The sequence below is a fragment of the Arsenicibacter sp. R0_47 genome, from assembly GCF_057652235.1.
Genome location: NZ_JBYFCJ010000010.1, coordinates 123,347 through 140,877 on the forward strand (window position 1 = coordinate 123,347; position 17,531 = coordinate 140,877).

At 51.5% G+C, this 17,531-nt stretch carries 17 protein-coding genes; 8 read left to right on the plus strand and 9 right to left on the minus strand.

Going from position 1 to position 17,531, the window contains the following annotated elements:
- Nucleotides 1-37: 37 nt before the first annotated feature.
- Nucleotides 38-1,234 carry a molybdopterin molybdotransferase MoeA gene (locus AC23NW_RS18190; protein WP_487451082.1) on the plus strand — a complete coding sequence of 399 codons (1,197 nt, stop codon included), beginning with the start codon at nt 38-40 and terminating at the stop codon, nt 1,232-1,234.
- A gap of 239 nt (nt 1,235-1,473) precedes the next feature.
- Here the strand turns inward: AC23NW_RS18190 and tyrS are convergent, their stop codons facing one another.
- The gene (gene tyrS, locus AC23NW_RS18195) at nt 1,474-2,703 is read right to left on the minus strand and encodes a tyrosine--tRNA ligase (protein WP_487451083.1); all 1,230 of its coding nucleotides are present in this window, start codon (nt 2,701-2,703) and stop codon (nt 1,474-1,476) included.
- Between the two features lie 426 nt (nt 2,704-3,129).
- On the opposite strand from tyrS, the gene AC23NW_RS18200 reads away from it, so the two are divergent.
- The 3 genes from AC23NW_RS18200 (at nt 3,130) to AC23NW_RS18210 (ending at nt 5,637) form a co-directional block, all read left to right on the plus strand.
- Nucleotides 3,130-4,224 carry a Gfo/Idh/MocA family protein gene (locus AC23NW_RS18200; RefSeq protein WP_071502715.1) on the plus strand — a complete coding sequence of 365 codons (1,095 nt, stop codon included), beginning with the start codon at nt 3,130-3,132 and terminating at the stop codon, nt 4,222-4,224.
- Between the two features lie 57 nt (nt 4,225-4,281).
- On the plus strand, nt 4,282-5,004 hold the full coding sequence (locus AC23NW_RS18205) for a head GIN domain-containing protein (RefSeq protein WP_487451085.1): 723 nt from the start codon (nt 4,282-4,284) through the stop codon (nt 5,002-5,004).
- A gap of 114 nt (nt 5,005-5,118) precedes the next feature.
- Nucleotides 5,119-5,637 carry an acyl-CoA thioesterase gene (locus AC23NW_RS18210; protein ID WP_487451087.1) on the plus strand — a complete coding sequence of 173 codons (519 nt, stop codon included), beginning with the start codon at nt 5,119-5,121 and terminating at the stop codon, nt 5,635-5,637.
- Between the two features lie 84 nt (nt 5,638-5,721).
- Here AC23NW_RS18210 and AC23NW_RS18215 read toward each other — a convergent pair whose 3' ends face one another.
- Nucleotides 5,722-6,144, minus strand: coding sequence for a nuclear transport factor 2 family protein (locus tag AC23NW_RS18215; protein ID WP_487451089.1), 423 nt, complete (start codon nt 6,142-6,144; stop codon nt 5,722-5,724).
- A gap of 90 nt (nt 6,145-6,234) precedes the next feature.
- Between AC23NW_RS18215 and AC23NW_RS18220 the strand changes: the two genes are divergently transcribed.
- Nucleotides 6,235-7,806, plus strand: a complete 1,572-nt coding sequence (locus AC23NW_RS18220; RefSeq protein ID WP_487451090.1) for a trehalase family glycosidase — start codon at nt 6,235-6,237, stop codon at nt 7,804-7,806.
- Nucleotides 7,807-7,865: 59 nt separating this feature from the next.
- Nucleotides 7,866-8,606 (plus strand): hypothetical protein, encoded by a 741-nt coding sequence (locus AC23NW_RS18225; RefSeq protein WP_487451092.1) that lies wholly within the window; start codon nt 7,866-7,868, stop codon nt 8,604-8,606.
- On the opposite strand, the gene AC23NW_RS18230 is transcribed toward AC23NW_RS18225, so the two are convergent.
- The 7 genes from AC23NW_RS18230 to pheS form a co-directional block, all read right to left on the minus strand.
- Nucleotides 8,586-9,215, minus strand: coding sequence for a class I SAM-dependent methyltransferase (locus tag AC23NW_RS18230; RefSeq protein WP_487451094.1), 630 nt, complete (start codon nt 9,213-9,215; stop codon nt 8,586-8,588). The genes AC23NW_RS18225 and AC23NW_RS18230 overlap by 21 nt on opposite strands.
- Nucleotides 9,212-10,483 (minus strand): DUF418 domain-containing protein, encoded by a 1,272-nt coding sequence (locus AC23NW_RS18235; protein WP_293833573.1) that lies wholly within the window; start codon nt 10,481-10,483, stop codon nt 9,212-9,214. The genes AC23NW_RS18230 and AC23NW_RS18235 overlap by 4 nt, the downstream gene beginning before the upstream one ends.
- Nucleotides 10,484-10,670: 187 nt before the next feature.
- Entirely contained in the window at nt 10,671-11,570 is a 900-nt protein-coding gene (locus tag AC23NW_RS18240) for a tryptophan-rich sensory protein (RefSeq protein WP_487451096.1), read from the minus strand.
- Between the two features lie 94 nt (nt 11,571-11,664).
- Complete coding sequence (locus tag AC23NW_RS18245) at nt 11,665-13,062, minus strand: DUF937 domain-containing protein (RefSeq protein WP_487451098.1); 1,398 nt, start codon at nt 13,060-13,062, stop codon at nt 11,665-11,667.
- 138 nt (nt 13,063-13,200) lie between these two features.
- A complete protein-coding gene (gene xseB, locus AC23NW_RS18250; protein ID WP_293833578.1) occupies nt 13,201-13,389 on the minus strand; it encodes an exodeoxyribonuclease VII small subunit in 189 nt (62 codons plus the stop codon).
- 46 nt (nt 13,390-13,435) lie between these two features.
- Nucleotides 13,436-14,653 (minus strand): exodeoxyribonuclease VII large subunit, encoded by a 1,218-nt coding sequence (locus AC23NW_RS18255; protein ID WP_487451100.1) that lies wholly within the window; start codon nt 14,651-14,653, stop codon nt 13,436-13,438.
- An 87-nt stretch (nt 14,654-14,740) separates the two neighbouring features.
- Nucleotides 14,741-15,778, minus strand: a complete 1,038-nt coding sequence (gene pheS, locus AC23NW_RS18260; RefSeq protein ID WP_487451102.1) for a phenylalanine--tRNA ligase subunit alpha — start codon at nt 15,776-15,778, stop codon at nt 14,741-14,743.
- Nucleotides 15,779-16,136: 358 nt separating this feature from the next.
- Between pheS and AC23NW_RS18265 the strand changes: the two genes are divergently transcribed.
- Together AC23NW_RS18265 and AC23NW_RS18270 are read left to right on the plus strand one after the other, a co-directional pair.
- On the plus strand, nt 16,137-16,565 hold the full coding sequence (locus AC23NW_RS18265) for a LytR/AlgR family response regulator transcription factor (protein ID WP_487451104.1): 429 nt from the start codon (nt 16,137-16,139) through the stop codon (nt 16,563-16,565).
- 329 nt (nt 16,566-16,894) lie between these two features.
- Complete coding sequence (locus AC23NW_RS18270) at nt 16,895-17,239, plus strand: LytR/AlgR family response regulator transcription factor (protein ID WP_487451105.1); 345 nt, start codon at nt 16,895-16,897, stop codon at nt 17,237-17,239.
- Nucleotides 17,240-17,531: the final 292 nt, after the last annotated feature.

The following is a 17,531-nucleotide window of genomic DNA, read 5'->3' on the forward strand; positions in this document are numbered from 1 at the left end:
GAAACGTAACCTGCGTAAGAACGCGCACAAACATACTATGATTTCTGTAATTGACGCTACGGCCATCATTCAGACGCACCTGCTCCGGTTGCCGGCCGAAACTACGCCGCTGGACATGGCCACCGGCCGGATACTGCGCGAACCCGTCACGGCCGACCGTGATTTTCCGCCGTTTGACCGCGTGACGATGGACGGAATCGCTTTCCGGTATGAGGCTTTTGCCGCCGGACAGCGCACCTTCCGGATTGAAGGAACGCAGTTTGCCGGTCAGCCGCAGCAAACCCTGCAACACCCTGACGCCTGTTGGGAGGTGATGACGGGAGCCATGCTGCCAATCGGCGCCGATACCGTGATCCGGTACGAAGATATCAAAACTACCGGCGGACAGGCGACGATTCAGGTTGACAACCTTACTGAGGGTCAGAATATTCACCGGCAAGGCGTTGACCGCCGGTCGGGCGATGGGCTGATTCAGGCGGGACAGGTAATGCAGCCCGCCCACATTGCCGTGGCGGCAACGGTCGGGAAAGCAACAGTAGAAACTACCCGTTTGCCGCGGGTTGCCCTGATTTCAACGGGGGATGAACTGGTGGGCGTTGGTGAAACGCCGTTGCCGCACCAGATCCGGCAATCCAATACCTGGATGATCCGTGCGGTGCTGGCAGGTATGGGGATTCAGGCATCGCTCCACCATATTCACGACGACCGGCAGACGCTGACGGATGAACTGGGTAAACTGCTGGCGGAAAATGACCTATTGATTCTGAGTGGCGGCGTGTCGGCCGGCAAAGCTGATTTTGTGCCCGACGTGCTGACGGCCCTGGGCGTGCAGCGGCATTTCCATCAGGTTGCCCAGCGGCCGGGTAAACCGCTTTGGTTTGGGTCAACGGCCGGCGATCAGCAGGTCGTATTCGCCTTGCCGGGCAATCCGGTATCGACCACCATGTGTGTGTACCGCTACATTGTGCCGCACCTGCGGGCTTCGGTTGGCTTACCTGCGGCACCGGCATTGACTGCGGCCCTGGCCCGTGACTTCACCTTTAAACCGCCCCTGACGTTCTTTCTGCCGGTTAGCCTGGCCGTTGCCACCGACGGGAAACTAACCGCAGAGCCGTTGCCGGGCAGTGGTTCCGGCGATTTTGCCAACCTGATGGATGCCGGCGCCTTTCTCGAACTGCCGGCCGACCGATCAGACTTTGCGCAGGGCGAGGCGCTGCCGGTCTGGCGGTTTTAGGTAGCTGGGGGGAATGCTACAATACCACATAGTCACATAGAAAAACAAAGATTTTTTACTGTTATATGACCTATGTGTCTATGTGGTATATTTATTTGAGTCCGAACATTACAAGCTTACAACCCAAACCCGATTTTCAGGCCCGGATAGACATTTTTGAAAAAGCCATTCATGTACATTTCCGGCTGTATTTTGATAAACCCTTTGTGGAATAAGGTGCCGCTCAGCTTACTTACAAATTACGCGTCAAGCTCAAAAAAATCCCGTTTGCCGATTTTAAGTTTGATAGGTGAATCGTGCAGGTCGATCAGGTGTCTTGGGTCAACGATTTTTTCACCGTTTACACTGACGCTGCCCGCTTCGATTAACCGGCGTAGCTGCGATTTACTCAGATCCGTTTTCAATTCCTTGCATACATCGACTAGCATGGTCACATCAGAGAGGTTAAGAGTGCTGCGCGAAACCTGTGTAAAGGCTTTTTCGTCCGGATTCCGGCTTTGAAACTGCTTTTCAAAAAAGGCTTGTGCCTGTTCAGCTGCCTGCTGGTCATGGTATTGCCGTACGACATCCAATCCGACCAGTTTCTTGATAAGCATCGGGTTTTCACCAGAGCTAAGCCGTTCTGCAAGCGCCTGTTTTTCAGGGTTAGAAAAGCTGGTTGTAAGCTGAATGTATTCCGGTAACAGGGCATCCGGGATCGACATGATCTTACCGAACATCTCTTCCGGCGCGTCCGTAAGACCGATCGTATTTCCTTCTGACTTACTCATCTTTGCCGATCCGTCAATTCCCCTCAGCAAAGGCATACAAAGCACTGCCTGGGCGGGTTTTCCCATATGCTCCTGTAGCTGCCGGCCCATCGCGCAGTTAAACAGCTGATCAGTACCACCCATTTCGATATCGGCATCAATCATAACAGAATCCTGACCTTGTAATAGCGGGTAAACCAGTTCATGCAGCGAAACCGGTATATTCTGTTCAAAGCGGTTGCTGAAATCAGTACGTTGCATGACCTGCGCCAATGTTACCTGCGAAAGAAGGTGTATGGCTTCTGTCATTCCCATCCGGCCAAGCCATTCCGAATTGTATCGTATCTGACAGGCAGAGGTATTAAGAATTTTGCCTAGCTGGCTGACATAGGTCCGGGCATTCAGGGCCACTTGTCCGGCACTGAGCGGTGGCCGTGATTTGTTCTTGCCGGTCGGGTCGCCGATTCGTGCTGTAAAGTCGCCGATGATGATAACAATGGTGTGACCTTCATCCTGGAATTGCCGTAGTTTTTTCAGGACAACAGCATGGCCGAGGTGCAGGTCAGGCGCAGTCGGATCGAAACCAAGTTTGATGATAAGCCGGCGGTTTTGCCGGCGGGCGATTGCCAGTTTGTCGGCTAAGCCTTGTTCGGGCAAACAGATTCCGATGTTTTCCCGCAGCCTGACGAATGAGTCATCTGGTTGCATGAGTTGGTTCATAGATGTGTAATTGGATGAAAACAAAAAGCCCGGATGGTCGATCCGGGCTAGCTTATATAGACGTGAAGAAACGCTTATTCAAGGCAATAGCAATCCCGGACCAGATAGGAGCTGGTATACTGCGCATAGCGATAATAGGATTGCCGGAGAATGATCATAATAGGGCAAAGGTAGGATATTTATTTGGCGAAAGTCAACGCTTGTTGCGAACATATGGCCGGAACAGTATACAGGAGGCCTGAAAAATGACGTAGTAAGTGTATGAAATTGTAAGCCTGATAAGGTATAAAAAAGGGTATCCATCCCGTCCTTTTGCATATAAGCACTAACGGGGGCAGAACTAAACGACTATTGGTTACCGTATGTGCGGGGAGAATAGTAATTTAGGTACCTGTTAACCCAACATGCTAAACCCTTTTATATCGTATGTTTTCACGTCGGATTTTCCTCCAGACCTCGCTGATGGGCACGGCGACGGCCTTGTTTTCGCCCAACGTCCTGCTGTCTGCAACGGCACCCAAAAAAGAACGCCTGGGTATTGCCCTCGTCGGCCTGGGCTATTACAGCACCGACCTGCTGGCACCGGCCCTGCAACAGACCAAAAACTGTTACCTGGCCGGTATCGTGACCGGTACACCGGCAAAGGCAGAGGCCTGGAAAAAGAAGTTTAACATTCCTGATAAGAACATTTACAACTACGACACGTTCGATCAGATCGCGAATAATCCGGACATCGACGTGGTGTATGTGGTGCTGCCGCCATCGATGCACAAGGAGTATGTTGTGCGGGCAGCTAATGCCGGAAAACACGTGTGGTGCGAAAAACCAATGGCGATGACGCCTGAAGAGTGTCAGGCCATGATTGACGCCGCCCGCAAAAATAAACGGAAGCTGGCCATCGGCTACCGGCTGCACCATGAGCCCAACACGCAGGAATACCGCAAAATTATCCGCGAAAAACAGCTCGGTAATGTGAAGAAAGTAGCCTGCACGGCGGCCTACCGCGATAACCGCACCGACCACTGGAAACAAAAGCGGGAAATGGGCGGGGGCGTGCTCTACGACATGGGCGTGTACGCTATCCAGGGCGCACGGATCGGTACGGGCATGGAGCCGATTGCTATCGTGTCGGCAACTACCTCGACCACCCGGCCGGAAATCTATAAAAACGGCCTCGACGAAACGACCACGGCTCAACTCGAATTTAAGGGCGGGGTGCTGGCCGACATCAAAACCAGCTTCGGCGAAAATTCCAATTTTCTGACAATAAGCTGCGACAAGGGCGATATTAAAATGGAGCCGTATTCGGCCTATGCGGGCGTGAAGGGCAGCAGTCCGCTCGGCATTATCAATCACCCGTATGATCAGCCGGGGCAGCAAATCCGGCAGATGGACGACGATGCCCGCGCCATTATGGACAACAAGCCGATGCTGGTGCCGGGCGAGGAGGGTTTGCGCGATATCCGGCTGGTGCGGGCCATCTACGAATCGGCCAGAACCGGAAAGCGGATAAATCTTTAAGACCCATGCAACGTGACTGTAAATTCCTGCATCTTTACGCAAAACGGTACTAAGAACATGAAAAATTTACGATCTCGTTTCGTCGCATTCGGCCTTGGGCTGACAGTTGCTGCCGGTTTGGCCAGCGCTTCATTTACGAATAAAACCGTGCAGGAAGAAGAGACACGCACATTTTCCGTCAACGGCTTCGACCGGCTGGATATGGGCAGTGCTTTTGTTATCCATGTAAAACAGGGCAGCAGCTACAGCGTGAAGGCCACCGGCCGCAAGCAGGATCTGGATGAACTGGATGCACAGGTGAAAGGCAAAACGCTCGATATTCACTATGGCTCGAAATGGAACCGTAACCGCAAACGGGTAACGTTCGAAATCACCATGCCGGCGCTGCAAGGCATTGATTTCTCCGGAGCGTCAACGTCGGATGTACGGGGTTTTAAAAACCAGGGCAACATGTCAGTTGAGGTTTCCGGTGCATCGACATCGACCATCGAACTGGATGCCGACAAGATAGAGGTGGATTTTTCAGGAGCGTCTACCGTTAATCTGATTGGCCGTGCCGATCAGATAACAGGCGATATTTCGGGCGCAACCACGGTGAAAGCCTTTGATTTACAGTCGAAAAAAGTGCAGCTGGAAGTCTCGGGTGCCAGCGGCGTACGCGTTAATGCCAGCGAGAAACTGAGCATTGATGCCAGCGGCGCCAGCTCGGTACGCTATCGGGGCAGTGCGTCGGTCAGTGCTAACACATCCGGTGCCAGTTCGGTACGTAAGGATGCATAACTGCCTGCTGTATGCTGATATAGGAAGGGGCCTGACTGCATTGCAGTCAGGCCCCTTCTGCTTAGGTGAGTAGCCGGAAAGGCGTATATTTGCAGCCAAATCATCAACTTACGAATGCCGCAGCCTAAATACGCTCACGAGTCGAAGACCATCATGACGGAGATGGTTCTGCCGAATGATACCAATACACTCAATAACCTGATGGGCGGGCGACTGCTCCACTGGATGGACATTGCCGCGGCCATTGCTGCTCAGAAACACTCCAACCGCATTGTTGTTACTGCCTCGGTCGATAACGTGTCGTTTGCCGAGCCGATCCGGCTGGGCAACATTGTTACGATGAAAGCGCAGGTGACGCGGGCATTCAACTCCTCGATGGAGGTGTTTATTGACGTATGGGCCGAAGATATTCCGGCGGGTATCCGGGTGAGCACCAACAGTGCCTATTACACCTTTGTTGCCGTTGACCAGAGTGGCCGGCCGATTGAGGTGCCCGCTGTAATTGCCGAAACGCCGGAGGAAAAAGACCGGTACGACAGTGCCCTGCGCCGCCGCCAGCTGCGCCTGGTGCTGGCCGGCCGCATGAAACCACAGGACGCCACCGAACTCCGCGCCCTGCTTCTGGCCGAATAATGTATCCTGGCTTATTTGTGATTTATGATTATGTACGGGCGACCCCACGTGGTCGCCCTTTTTTGCGCAGGAAGCTGCGCAGCCCTAAAGCCGCAGGGACTGCCACGTAATCAGCTGCCATTGCTTACCGTTGCGTTTGTACGCATCAGTATAGCGCAGTTTCAGGTTCATGGGCTGGCCGTTGTTGATGGCCTTAATCGTACAAACCCCGTTCACCACCGCAATTTTGCCATAAATCCGGACCTTCTGCTCTTCCACATTAATCTGCTCATACACCATCTTCGCTTCTTTGATCGACTGGATAAACGACTGCTTGGAATCGACCAGACCGTTGGAATGGGTGTAAATCAGATCATCGGCGAGAACTTTGTCGAGCACAGTCGGGTCGCGGGTGATCTGAGCGTTGAACCGCTCTTTTTCGGTAGCAATCAGGGCTTTTTCGTCGGACGACTGGGCGTAAAGTAAGTGTACGCTGACGCTTAATAAGAAAGTAAGGAGAAATTTCATGGTTAATCGTTTTAAAACGTTGTTCGGGGTAGTCATCCGGCAACAGACTGGCCCCGGATGGGTAAGTTACTCAACGCAAATTACTACTCGATGACCATTCGCTTTGTCAGAATTCTTTTTTTAGTAGCCTTAACCGTGCAGAAAGGCTTTGCGCAACTTGATATTGAACGGCAATACGGCAAGCTGCTGGAGGACGTGCAGTTGAAAGGCGTGTTCGCCGATTCAAAAACATTTCCGGCGTGTACACCCCGTTTTCCGGTAGCGACCATTGTATCGAACTACGAGCAGAAGCGTCAGCAACGCAATTTCGACCTGAAATCGTTTGTTGACCAGAACTTTATTGTGCCCGTCCAGGCATCGGTGCCGCTCACCCGCGACCCCGACGCGTCGGTGCAGAAATCGCTGGAGGACCAGTGGAAATTCTTTGTACGCCAGCCGGTTCCGGCAAAGCAACAGGGTCAGAGTACGCTGATTCCGCTGCCGAAACCGTATATGGCCCTCGACGCCGGGGGCGAGGATTTGGGCTACTGGCAGAGTTTTTTCACCATGTTGGGTTTGCAGGCGTCGGGCGTTACGCAGGTCGCTATGCTGCGGAATATGGCCGATAATTTCAGCTACCTCATCAACCGCTACGGCTACGTCCCGGCCGGAAACCGGACCTATTACCTGAGCCGGTCGCAGCCACCGGTTTATGCCTTGATGGTAAATTTACTGACGGAAGTACAGGGGCGCCGGTCGCTGATCAACTACCTGCCTGCTTTACAGAAGGAGTACGATTACTGGATGGCGGGAAAGGAAAAACTGGCGCAGAACGGACAGGCTGACCGGCGCGTCGTCCGGTTATCGTCGACAATCTACCTGAACCGGTACTTCGATGACCGCGACACACCACGCCCCGAAGCCTACAGGGAAGATGTGGCGGTGGCCAGGCAGCGGGCAGGACTTTTCAAAAAAGGACGCGCGGAAGCGGAAATCTACCGCGACATCCGGGCCGCTGCCGAATCGGGCTGGGAGGGGAGCAGCCGCTGGCTGAAAGATGGTAAAACGCCCCGCTCGATTCAGACCACAAACGTAATTCCGGTGGATCTGAACTGCCTGCTGTTTCATCTGGAAGTAACGCTTTCGGATGCGTACCGCCTCAAAGGCAATAAGAAGCTGGCGCAGCAGTACCTCGAACTGGCCCGTCAGCGGTACAATGCCATTCAGCGGTATTGCTGGAATCCGCGCCGCGCGTTTTTCTGCGACTACGATCTGACTACCCAGAAGTCAACGCCGGTCAATTCACTGGCGGCGGTGTATCCGCTGGCTTTCCGGGCGGCCACGCGTGAACAGGCGCAGCAGGTAGCCGCCGCGTTGAAACGCGATTTCCTGAAACCGGGCGGGCTGGTTACGAGCCTGACCGTTTCGGGGCAGCCGTGGGATGCGCCCTATGCATGGGCGGGACTGCAATGGCTCGCCATCCGGGGACTCCGGCAGTATGGTGAAAGCGCCCTGGCCGACCAGATTAAGCTGAACTGGATTTCGGACAACCTGCGCGTCTTTAAGGCAAACGGGTATCTGATGCCTAAAAATAATCTTGTGTCTCAACTGAATACGCCGGTCAGTACGGTGCCCTATGCGCCTTCCAACGGGGTATTGTTGTGGATGCTGAAGAATAACTGACGCATCAAACGCAGATAAAGAGTAATTTGGCACCCGGAAAATAGATTAACGGAACAGGCATGCCTTTCAAAAACATACAGATTCGATTCCAGACGGCACGGTCGCTGCCCGCGCCTTATGCCAACTTTTATACACTGACCGCCCGTCCGGCATTTAAGGATTTTCTACAGGTTGATTTCTCGATTTCATATCCTGACCGTGAGGATATTGATGAGGATGAGCTGATTGCAGAAGGGTTCTCGCCCGATGATGATTTCAGCTGGTCGGGACGGTTGCCGCTCCTGTGGCAGCAGGCCGTTACAAAACTGGTCGACGCCACAAAGCTGGAAGATGTCAGCGAAGATGAACTGGATGAGGATGATGATTTCTGGGAGATAACCATTGAACGTCCCGACGGTAAAACGCAGAAGGGGATGCCGGAAAACGTTGAGGACTGGCAGTATCTGGCGCAGGAGCTGATTCAGGCGACGTATGAGTCAGCCAAAAAAGAGCTGCCGTTTGAGCTGACGTTCATTGACCGGCGGCGCGAAGGCGATACCGAGCTCCGGCTGACAGCCCTGTTTGCCGAACGGATCGTTAAGGCGCAGTCAACGCAGAACAAGCGTTCCCGCAGTCAGACGCTGCCGTGGGCTGATCTGCAAAAGATCATGGGTGAGATTTATGCCGTGGAGTTTGATCCCGATGAAGCTGTTTACCAGAAGCCCCGTCAGGATGGCCCCTGGCTGAACCTGGGCGATGAGGAGTGGCAATCACTACGGGCCTTTCCGGCACTGGTGAAGCTACTGAGTGCGCTGGTATAAGTGGCTGACGATAAAGCGCTGCCAGTACGTTTTCTGCCTGCGTAACACAAAGCCCATATCCTGTTTCAGCAGCTTAGGCCAGTCGGGTAAGGCCCACGGCCGTACATTGGCCATTACTTTAAAGAACAGGTACATACCGGTACTCAGTCCTTGCTGCCACCACGTTGTCGGCGGGGTGAAATCGGTAATGATACAAAACCCGTGAGGAGCCAGAGCGTGGTAAATTCGGGGGAAAAAGACATCCCGCAACAACGGCTCAGCGAATAAATCGACCACAAACGGGATCAGAACAACGTCGAAGCGTTCGTGCGTATCAAGGTCAGCCTCAGTACCATGCTGAAAATACACTCTGCCCTCAAGGGGATGGTTGCGTACCCGGTCACGGGCCATGGCCAGCATGTTGCGGGAGGCTTCCAGGTATACGACCCGCTGGGGTGTGCTGGTCGTTAAGACGGCATCCAGCAACCAGCCGGTGCCTCCACCAATAAGCAGGATGGAGGCACCGGCCGGAATCTGATTCAGAAAAGCCGTCTGGGCCTTTTTCAGGGTTTGCCCGAACACAAGGCCGGCAAGCTGGTCATATACCGGCGCAACGATATCAAATGTCATGCGGAAAATGATCGGATCATGGGTTGCGCCTGCCCATAGGTCAGCGAGCGCCACAACCATTCAAACGGACCGTAACGGAAACGCGACAGCCACCAGCGACTAAACAAAATCTGGAGAATAAAGATCGGAAATGCCAGTAATGCGGCCTGCCACACATCAATTTCACCGAGTAGGCCGAGCCCGTACCCCATAAAGATCAGCGTACCGAAGACCGTTTGCAGGATATAGCTTGTTAAGGCCATTTTACCGACTGAGGCCAGCGGACTGACAATTCCCTGCCACCACGCCCGCTGGAAAAGCAACGTCAGGCCGGCAATGTAAAAGATCGTCAGCGCTGCGCTTTGGGTATCCATCAAAAACCAGAACGTTAATTCTGCCCACTTCGGCGGTTGCTGGGCTGAACCAAAAAGTACCATCAGCAGGATGCCAATGGCTGTCAGCCCCAATACACCGAAGCCGGTTGCGCGGGTAAGCTTCCGGAAAAAAGACCGTTCAGCGGTGAGCTGCTGAAAAAGACGACGGCGGCCGGCATACAGACCCAACAGAAAAAAGCCCAGCGTCACGTAAATACGGCCACTGCTGAACTGAAAGTCCATTTTGGTTTTAAATCCCCGGTAGTTCGACCGGATTACCTCCGGATAACTGCCTTCTTTCAGCTCTTTGTACAGCAGGTTCGCTTCTTCTTCCGGCGGGGCCGGCGGTTGTTGCGCTGTTTTTGCTGGAGCCGGCTTCGGCCAGAAAAAGTCATAGATGTTCATGACTCGGATCGGGGTGTTCAGTACCAGCAGCAGCCCGACCGTCAGCACCACTTTCTGCGATGCCTGACTGAACAGGAGCATCACAAAGCCAAGCATGGCGTAAATACTCAGAATATCGCCCCGCCACTGCAGGTGATGCAGAAAGCCGATTACGCCCAGAATAACCAGCCGCCAGGCAAACCGGAGATAAAAGGAACGGTTTGAACCGACATTCCGTGTCAGCATCAGGGCAAAACTCAGCCCGAACAGAAAGGAAAAAAACGTGTAAAACTTGCCGCTGAAAAAAATACCGACAATCATCTGCACAATGTTGTTGGCAATGCCCTGACTGTGTGTCTGAAAAACAAATGAGGGCAGGGGACCCGCCGAAAACCATTCAGCGGCATGAACCAGTAGGATGCCGAACAGCGCAAATCCACGCAGTGCATCAACGGTTTCGATCCGGATTTTGGGAATGTTGAACGGAGGAGAATCCCCGGCGGCTACAGGAGAGGTAAGTGTTTCTGCCATATATCATTACGTATTGTTGTTACTGAAATGCAATATGGCAGACAATCGGCGTTTTTACGCTAATTCGTTGTTTTAATTAGGATTTTTTAGGAAAAGGTAAGTTGGGGAACCACAAAGGCACCAGGAAAATAAGAAGCACGAAGTTTCTTTGTGTACCTTATTGCCTTAGCGCCTTTGTGGTTACTATTTACACAACATCGACGAGCTCGTCGTGGAAGGTTTCTTGTTCAGACGGTTGATTGTCAGGAACAATTATCTGTACGGGTGTTAGTTCGGCAGGCCCTACCGGTCTGAAATGGCCTTTGGGTAACCATTTGGCCAGAACAGCGCTGTATACCAATGCAAGCGTTGCCGCTACCGAAGCAATTGATTCGTGCTTCTCTTTCTGACGGGTAGCGATTCCGGCAAAGGCGGCCACAAACGGGATCATGTATACAGGGTCGTTCAGCTTGCGGGCGACGGCATAGCCCAGCGCACCCGTGGCGGCCAGAATGCCGGTCGCAATCGGTACATCCCGTTTTTCGTTTGGTGTCCACCAGCCTGCTTCAAGGAAGATATTTGGCGTACCGGCCACGGTAGCGGCTGTCAGCCAGCCTGCATACAGACTAATCGGCCACCGCAGGTATTTCTCCGGACCATCTACTTCCGTCTGTCCGATTTCCATGCTGTTGTGCAGCGCCAGCCCTGCCGGCAGATTCAGCTGGGTAATGACATTGGATGCTATAATGCTTTCGGCTTTCGGATCCGAGAAGAAGCGCCCGAACAGCATGTTACAGGCATAGTTCAGGAGCAGCCACGGCATCGAACGGCTGAAACGTGGGTTGTTGATCTGCTCCGGCAAAGCCTGATACACGCTCAGCGCCGTTGTTCCGGCATAAATCGTCGGCCAGACGACACCAAATACCCAGCCATCGGGTACGAGGAGGTTCTTCTCAAAAACTTCCTCGTACTCGGGCAGGACATTATCGTTAAACTTAGCTTGTTCTTTTTTGCGTTGCCCCGCCTTAGCGCCGGAGCGACTGGTATAGATGATGCTACCCAGCACAAAAGCGGCCGTTGCCATCCGCCAGATTGATGTTCGTTGCATGATCCTGTTCGTTTCGTTGAGCGATTTAGTTGTACATACTAAATCAACTGGTAAAAACGATAGTTGTTTTCTGCAACCAATCCTTCGGAACGGATTACTTAATAACGACGCGGAGGTCAATTTTAGGCTTGCTGATGCCGGGCTTTACCACGGATGTCGTATCGCCCGGTTTTTTGGCAGGCGCTCCGGTGCCACGGCCAACAGCGTCAATCCGGACATAATCAATGCCGGCCGTAATCAACTGTTGTTTGATCTGATTTACCCGGCGGAACGACAGGCTTTTGTTGGTCAGCCCGCCTTTTGCATCATTTGCATACCCTAACAGCTGAATCTGAGCGGTAGGGTAGGTTTTCATGATCGTAACGAGTTCGTTAATCGTTGCTTCTGAGCCTGATGCCAGACTTAGCGAGCCTGGCTGGAACGTAATACCTGCCAGCGGGAATGAACGGCCTTTCGGGGCTGCTGCATCGCTCAGGTACGTTTTCAGCTGGGTAGAGAGGGCACCGCCGCCGGTAACAGGGGCTGCCGGGGTAACCGGTGCCGGTGCGGGCGTGGCTGTTTTGCCGGCAACCGACGTTGCGGCAGCTGTTGTTGTCGCTGCGGCCGGTGTCGTGCGCCGGGTTGTATCAACGGGTACATCCAGCGAACGCGCTACGGTATCGGTAGGACTGGTGCTGCCGCTTGTCGAATCAGTCGCATCGACAACCTGTGAGGTCTCGGTATCGGTCGAATTACTCTTCGAATTCTGGTAGACAAAATAACCACCGACGCCCAGTAAAGCCGCTATCAGCACACCAACGGCAATTTTGCCGATCGGGCTGTCGGTACTGTCCCCGTTGCGGTCACTGTCAAAGACATTAGCGATCGGGCTTGGGGCAGGAGCTACCTTAATTGGTACCGGGGTTTCCGGAATGCGTTTAGCCGGAGCTGCCAGGCCAGCCACAATCTGCTGAATACTGAGCTTTTCGGCCAGCTGAGGTAAGAGCGCTTCCGGCGTTTTCTGTACAAAACTTTCCCGCTGATCAAACAGAAAGCCAGCCAGCCGGTCGGCATCCATCTTTTGCTCTTTTACCTGTTTACCCAGTACATCCAGTACTATAGTAGAGGTAATGCCGAGCAGTGAGATCGCCGATGAATTCCGGATGCCGGCATACGACGAGATCATACTGGCAATTGAACTTTTCAGAGCAGGCAGCAGGTGACTGATAGCGTCGTTTCCGTTCTGTATACAGGCATTGATCTGAGACGGATCCTTGAGTGTACTAACCAGGTTGTCAGATATGCTTACCGCCTGATTGTGCTTCTGTAAATAGTTATATAGTTGATTTACACCAATTTCTGATGTAGTTCGTTTCATCAGTCCACCGAATACCGTGTACACTAACCCCTGAACGGCTTTCTGCGTTTTTTCAGTGGGCTCGTCCACGTACAAGGCTATCTTGTTCGTAACTTCGGTTGTAAATATTCCGTTAATGACGGCAAAAAAATCCATATAGAGCGAGCAGATGATTGGTTGATTCAGGTGTTATCCCACATTTTCTGGTGCTCACAACCCGTAAAACCCGAATCCGTTTAAAATTAGCCAAACTTTATGGCCTATTGCAACTAAATTAACCGCAAAAATAAAACTTTATCGTTTACTAATTCGCTCTAAGGCATCAAGATACTCAACTTCTACTGCACGCAGGCGGCTTTGGCAGAAGGCAATCAGGTCTGTGGCTAGCCGGATACGCTCCGGAAGCTCGTCGAGCGGAACAGATTCTGTTTCAACTTCTTCGACAATGGCCTGTAGCTGGTTATAAGCTTCCTGATAAGTCATCTTCAATCAGATTTTTCTATGCTTGATGGAGTAGTCGACTAACTTTCTATTTTATCAACTGGTTTTCCTGTACCGTCACCGTGACTGTTTCGTCAGCCATACGGAGTTGTACAGTATCGTTTGGATGCAAATCTGCTCCTTTGGTAACGATTTTTCCGTCTTTAATTACCAGGGCAAAACCCCGTTTCAACACATTGGCCGGATCCAGGTGCCGGATCGTAACCGTTTTCTCGGTTAATTCGGTCTGCCGGTTTTTCATAAACCCAAACAAGGCATAGCGAAGCCGGTCAATATCAGTTTTCAGCGTATCGGCCGTTGACTGCATGGTTTGCCGCGAAGCCGAAATCAGGCGGTCGCGGAGAAGCAGGCATTTTTCCTCAAATTGCCGGTTATGGTCAATCAGGAAGGCAGCGGCTTTGGTCGGGGTTTTTACGCTGGCGTGGCAAAGCATATCGGTAATGCTCACATTCCGTTCGTGGCCTATGCCGGCCAGTACCGGTATTGGGAAACCGGCTACCGTTTCGCCCATCAGATAGGTATCGAACGACCCGAAATCGAGCTGCGATCCACCCCCGCGGACAATAACAACAGCATCATACTCCGTTGCTTTTTCCTGTATGCGGGCGAGTTGGGCCGCAATGGCTTTTTCGGCCCCCTGTCCCTGAATCTGACTCAGGTATTCATCCACTTCAATCTGGTACCCGAACGCATTGTTGGTCAGTTCATGCCGGAAGTCGCGGAGACCGTCTGAACCGGGCGCCGAAATAAGGGCAATGCGTTGCCAGACAGGTGGCCGGGGCAGCAACTGATTCGCCGTAAAATACTGGCCATCCTGTTGCCATACCAGTTCCGGATGATCGTTTACGAGTGCATCCAGTATGGCCTGTCGCTCCCGTTCCAGGTTACCAAGCGTATAAGAATGGTCAATCTGTTGAATATCAAGGCGAAGGCCGTAAACAGCGTTGTAGCTGACGGCAACACGGAGGAGCAGTTGGATATTCCGGGCAAAAGCCACGCCGGTTGCCTGTTCGAAGGCCCGGATAAGGTGGTATTGCCGCCGCCAGATGGTGGCTTCGAGTTTGGCAAGGGTGTCGCGCTTGCCACCCGTATCGCGTTCGACCAGCGTCAGGAAACAGTACTGCCGGTCGGGATAGTTTTTAATGTCGCTGGTTTCGGCAATCACCCAAACCGTCCGTCCGGCAAATGCATCGTCCAGCACTGCTTCAATCGTAAACGCTAAATCGGAAAGCCGGATGGGAGACATGAGGCATTGAGTGATTTAGTGAATGCGTGATTGAGCGGAAAAAACAGCCTGCTGCCACTCAATCGCTCAATCACGCATTCACAATTATTATAGTCCCTCAAACTGCCGCAGAAAGCGGACGTCGTTTTCGGTATACAGGCGCAGGTCATTAACTACGTATTTCAGCTGGGTAATCCGTTCGATTCCCATACCGAAAGCAAAGCCGGTATATTCCTCAGGATCAATGCCGCAATTGGCCAGTACCTGCGGGTCAACCATACCGGATCCGGCGATTTCAACCCAGCCCGAATGCTTGCAGATGTTGCAGCCGACACCTTTACAGATCTGGCACGAAATGTCAATTTCAGCGCTTGGTTCCGTAAACGGGAAGAACGATGGCCGGTAGCGGACCTTGGTATCCTTGCCGAACATCTCCTTGGCAAAATGATACAGCGTGTCTTTAAGGTCTTTGAAACCGACATTCCGGTCAATGTAAAGGCCTTCAACCTGGTGGAACATGCAGTGGGCGCGGGCGGAAATGGTTTCATTGCGGTAAACGCGGCCGGGCATAATCGACCGGATCGGCGGCTTTTTATGTTCCATCAGCCGGATCTGAACATTTGATGTGTGCGTACGTAGCAGCATATCCGTGTCAGACCCTTCGCTTTTCTTCTCAATGAAGAAGGTATCCTGCATATCGCGCGCAGGGTGGTTGTCCGGAAAGTTCAGGGCGCCGAAGTTATACCAGTCAGATTCAATCTCCGGACCGTCGGACACATCAAAACCAATGCGCTCAAAAATCTGGATAATGCGCTGACGTACCAGCGAGAGCGGGTGTTGCGTACCCGTCAGATTGGGAAACACCGGCAACGATAAATCCTGTGCCGGCCCCTGTGCTTCGGTCCCCTGGTTTTCCAGGGCTTCCGAAAAAGCCTGAAAGCGCTCCTGGGCTTTGTTTTTTAAGGCATTGAGTTCCTGACCTACGGCCCGGCGATCTTCCTGAGGAACCGTTTTTAAACTGTCAAAAAGCTCGGTAACTACGCCTTTCCGACTGATGAATTTAAGCCGGAACTGCTCCAGCTGCTCTTTATTATTGACCAGAAACTGGTCTATGTCCTGATGTATTTCTTTAACCTTATCCAGCATACCGGTCTTGTCGCCAATAGTTGCGGCAAAGATACGAAACTTTACGGAGGATAGGCGATTGGGGAGATTTGGGGCGAAAATTACACACTTTGGTGAAAATACTCAACATAACGCCACACCCATGAGTGAGCAAGGAAAAGTGATCAATGTCAAATAAAATAGCCTAACACGCTGAAATTAAACGTATACTATATACGATATCGAAATAATTGTCAGAAAAAACGTATACGGATTGCTTTTTGTACAATACATAGCAACGTTGCTGATTGAAACACGTTTGCAACGCACTCAACGTTAATTTTTTTAATTTTCTCGAACTTAGGAAACTGTCTTTTCAACCATTCTATCTCAAAACGCTATGAACTCGATGACAGCAGAATCTTTCCTGGATGCAGTGTCAATGCCATTTCCAAAAAGTGTGGAAAAAAACACAAGCACTTCCTGTACACAAAAATTACTCATCCCGTTCTACGACCGTAAACGTACTGTGTCGGTTGATGAAATAGTTCGGCTGGAAGGTTGTGGTAATTATACCAATTTCTTTTTGAAAGATGGTACGCGTATGCTGGTTTCACGTACGCTGAAAGAATACGAGACATTGTTGGATGGACAGGCTTTTGTTCGGGTGCATAAATCGTGTATCGTGAACCTGAACTTTGTCCGTAAGTATTATGTGAAAAAGGAAGGTGAGCTGGAGCTTACGGATGGTCAGCAAGTGAAGATTTCGCGCCGCCGGGCACAGGTATTCGTTGACCGTATGCGTCAGCAGCCGGTTGCCGTTAGCTAAATACCCTCTACTTTACGTAAATCCGCTTTTGGCATCCGCGTAAAGTTGCTTATATCCCACTACGTATTTCTACGCAGTTCGGTGAGGGGATATACTGGAAAAGAACGAAGATATTTTTGTTAATCGCCTGATTGTTAATTGGTTTCTCTGCATTGAGTGCCTCTTAGCGATCAGGTGTTTTTTTTTAGGGACACGCGGAAACGGTAATTTTGTCATGTCAATAATCTCAACGCAAATACAAACGAAAACCTCTGGCAGTAATGGACGCTCTGACAAATACCCAACCCTCTGGACTCATTCCAAATTTCTCTGCAACCCCACAGCGCGGTATGCAGCGGATTGCTCTACCTTATCTGAACCGTACGATTACCATTGCGGTTGAAGACATTACTTGCCTGCAAGGGGAAGGAAACTACACGTTTGTATTTACGCGGGATAAAAAGCGTTATCTGATTTCGAAAACGCTGAAAGAATTTGAGCGTAATCTGGATGGTTCGATGTTTTTACGTGTACACAAATCGTTTATGATCAACCTCAACTACGTTGTGAAAACACGGTTTACGACTGATCGTACTATTCAGCTGACGGATGGTCATGATATTACGGTATCCCGTCGTCGCATTAAAGAAATCAGCCAGCGCTTAAGTACATATCAGCGCGAAGCCTATAACTGATTTTTTTGCTCTGTCTGCAATCCAAACAGCCCTCAAAAACGAATATTTAGTGGGTTAATTATATAGAAACAAATAACCGTTGCCCTTTCCGTTCAGGATGTCGGGCAACGGTTTATTTTTTTCTTGATGTTCTGGATGCTAGATGTTTTGGAAACCGGATGGTTCTGGGGATAACTAGTGGTGCTTCAAAAAAGTGGTGGGGCCACAGTTATTGGTGGACCCACAAAAATAAAAAAAAAATAAACAAAACAAAAAAGGGATAAAAATTAAAAAAAACGATAAACAACCGAAA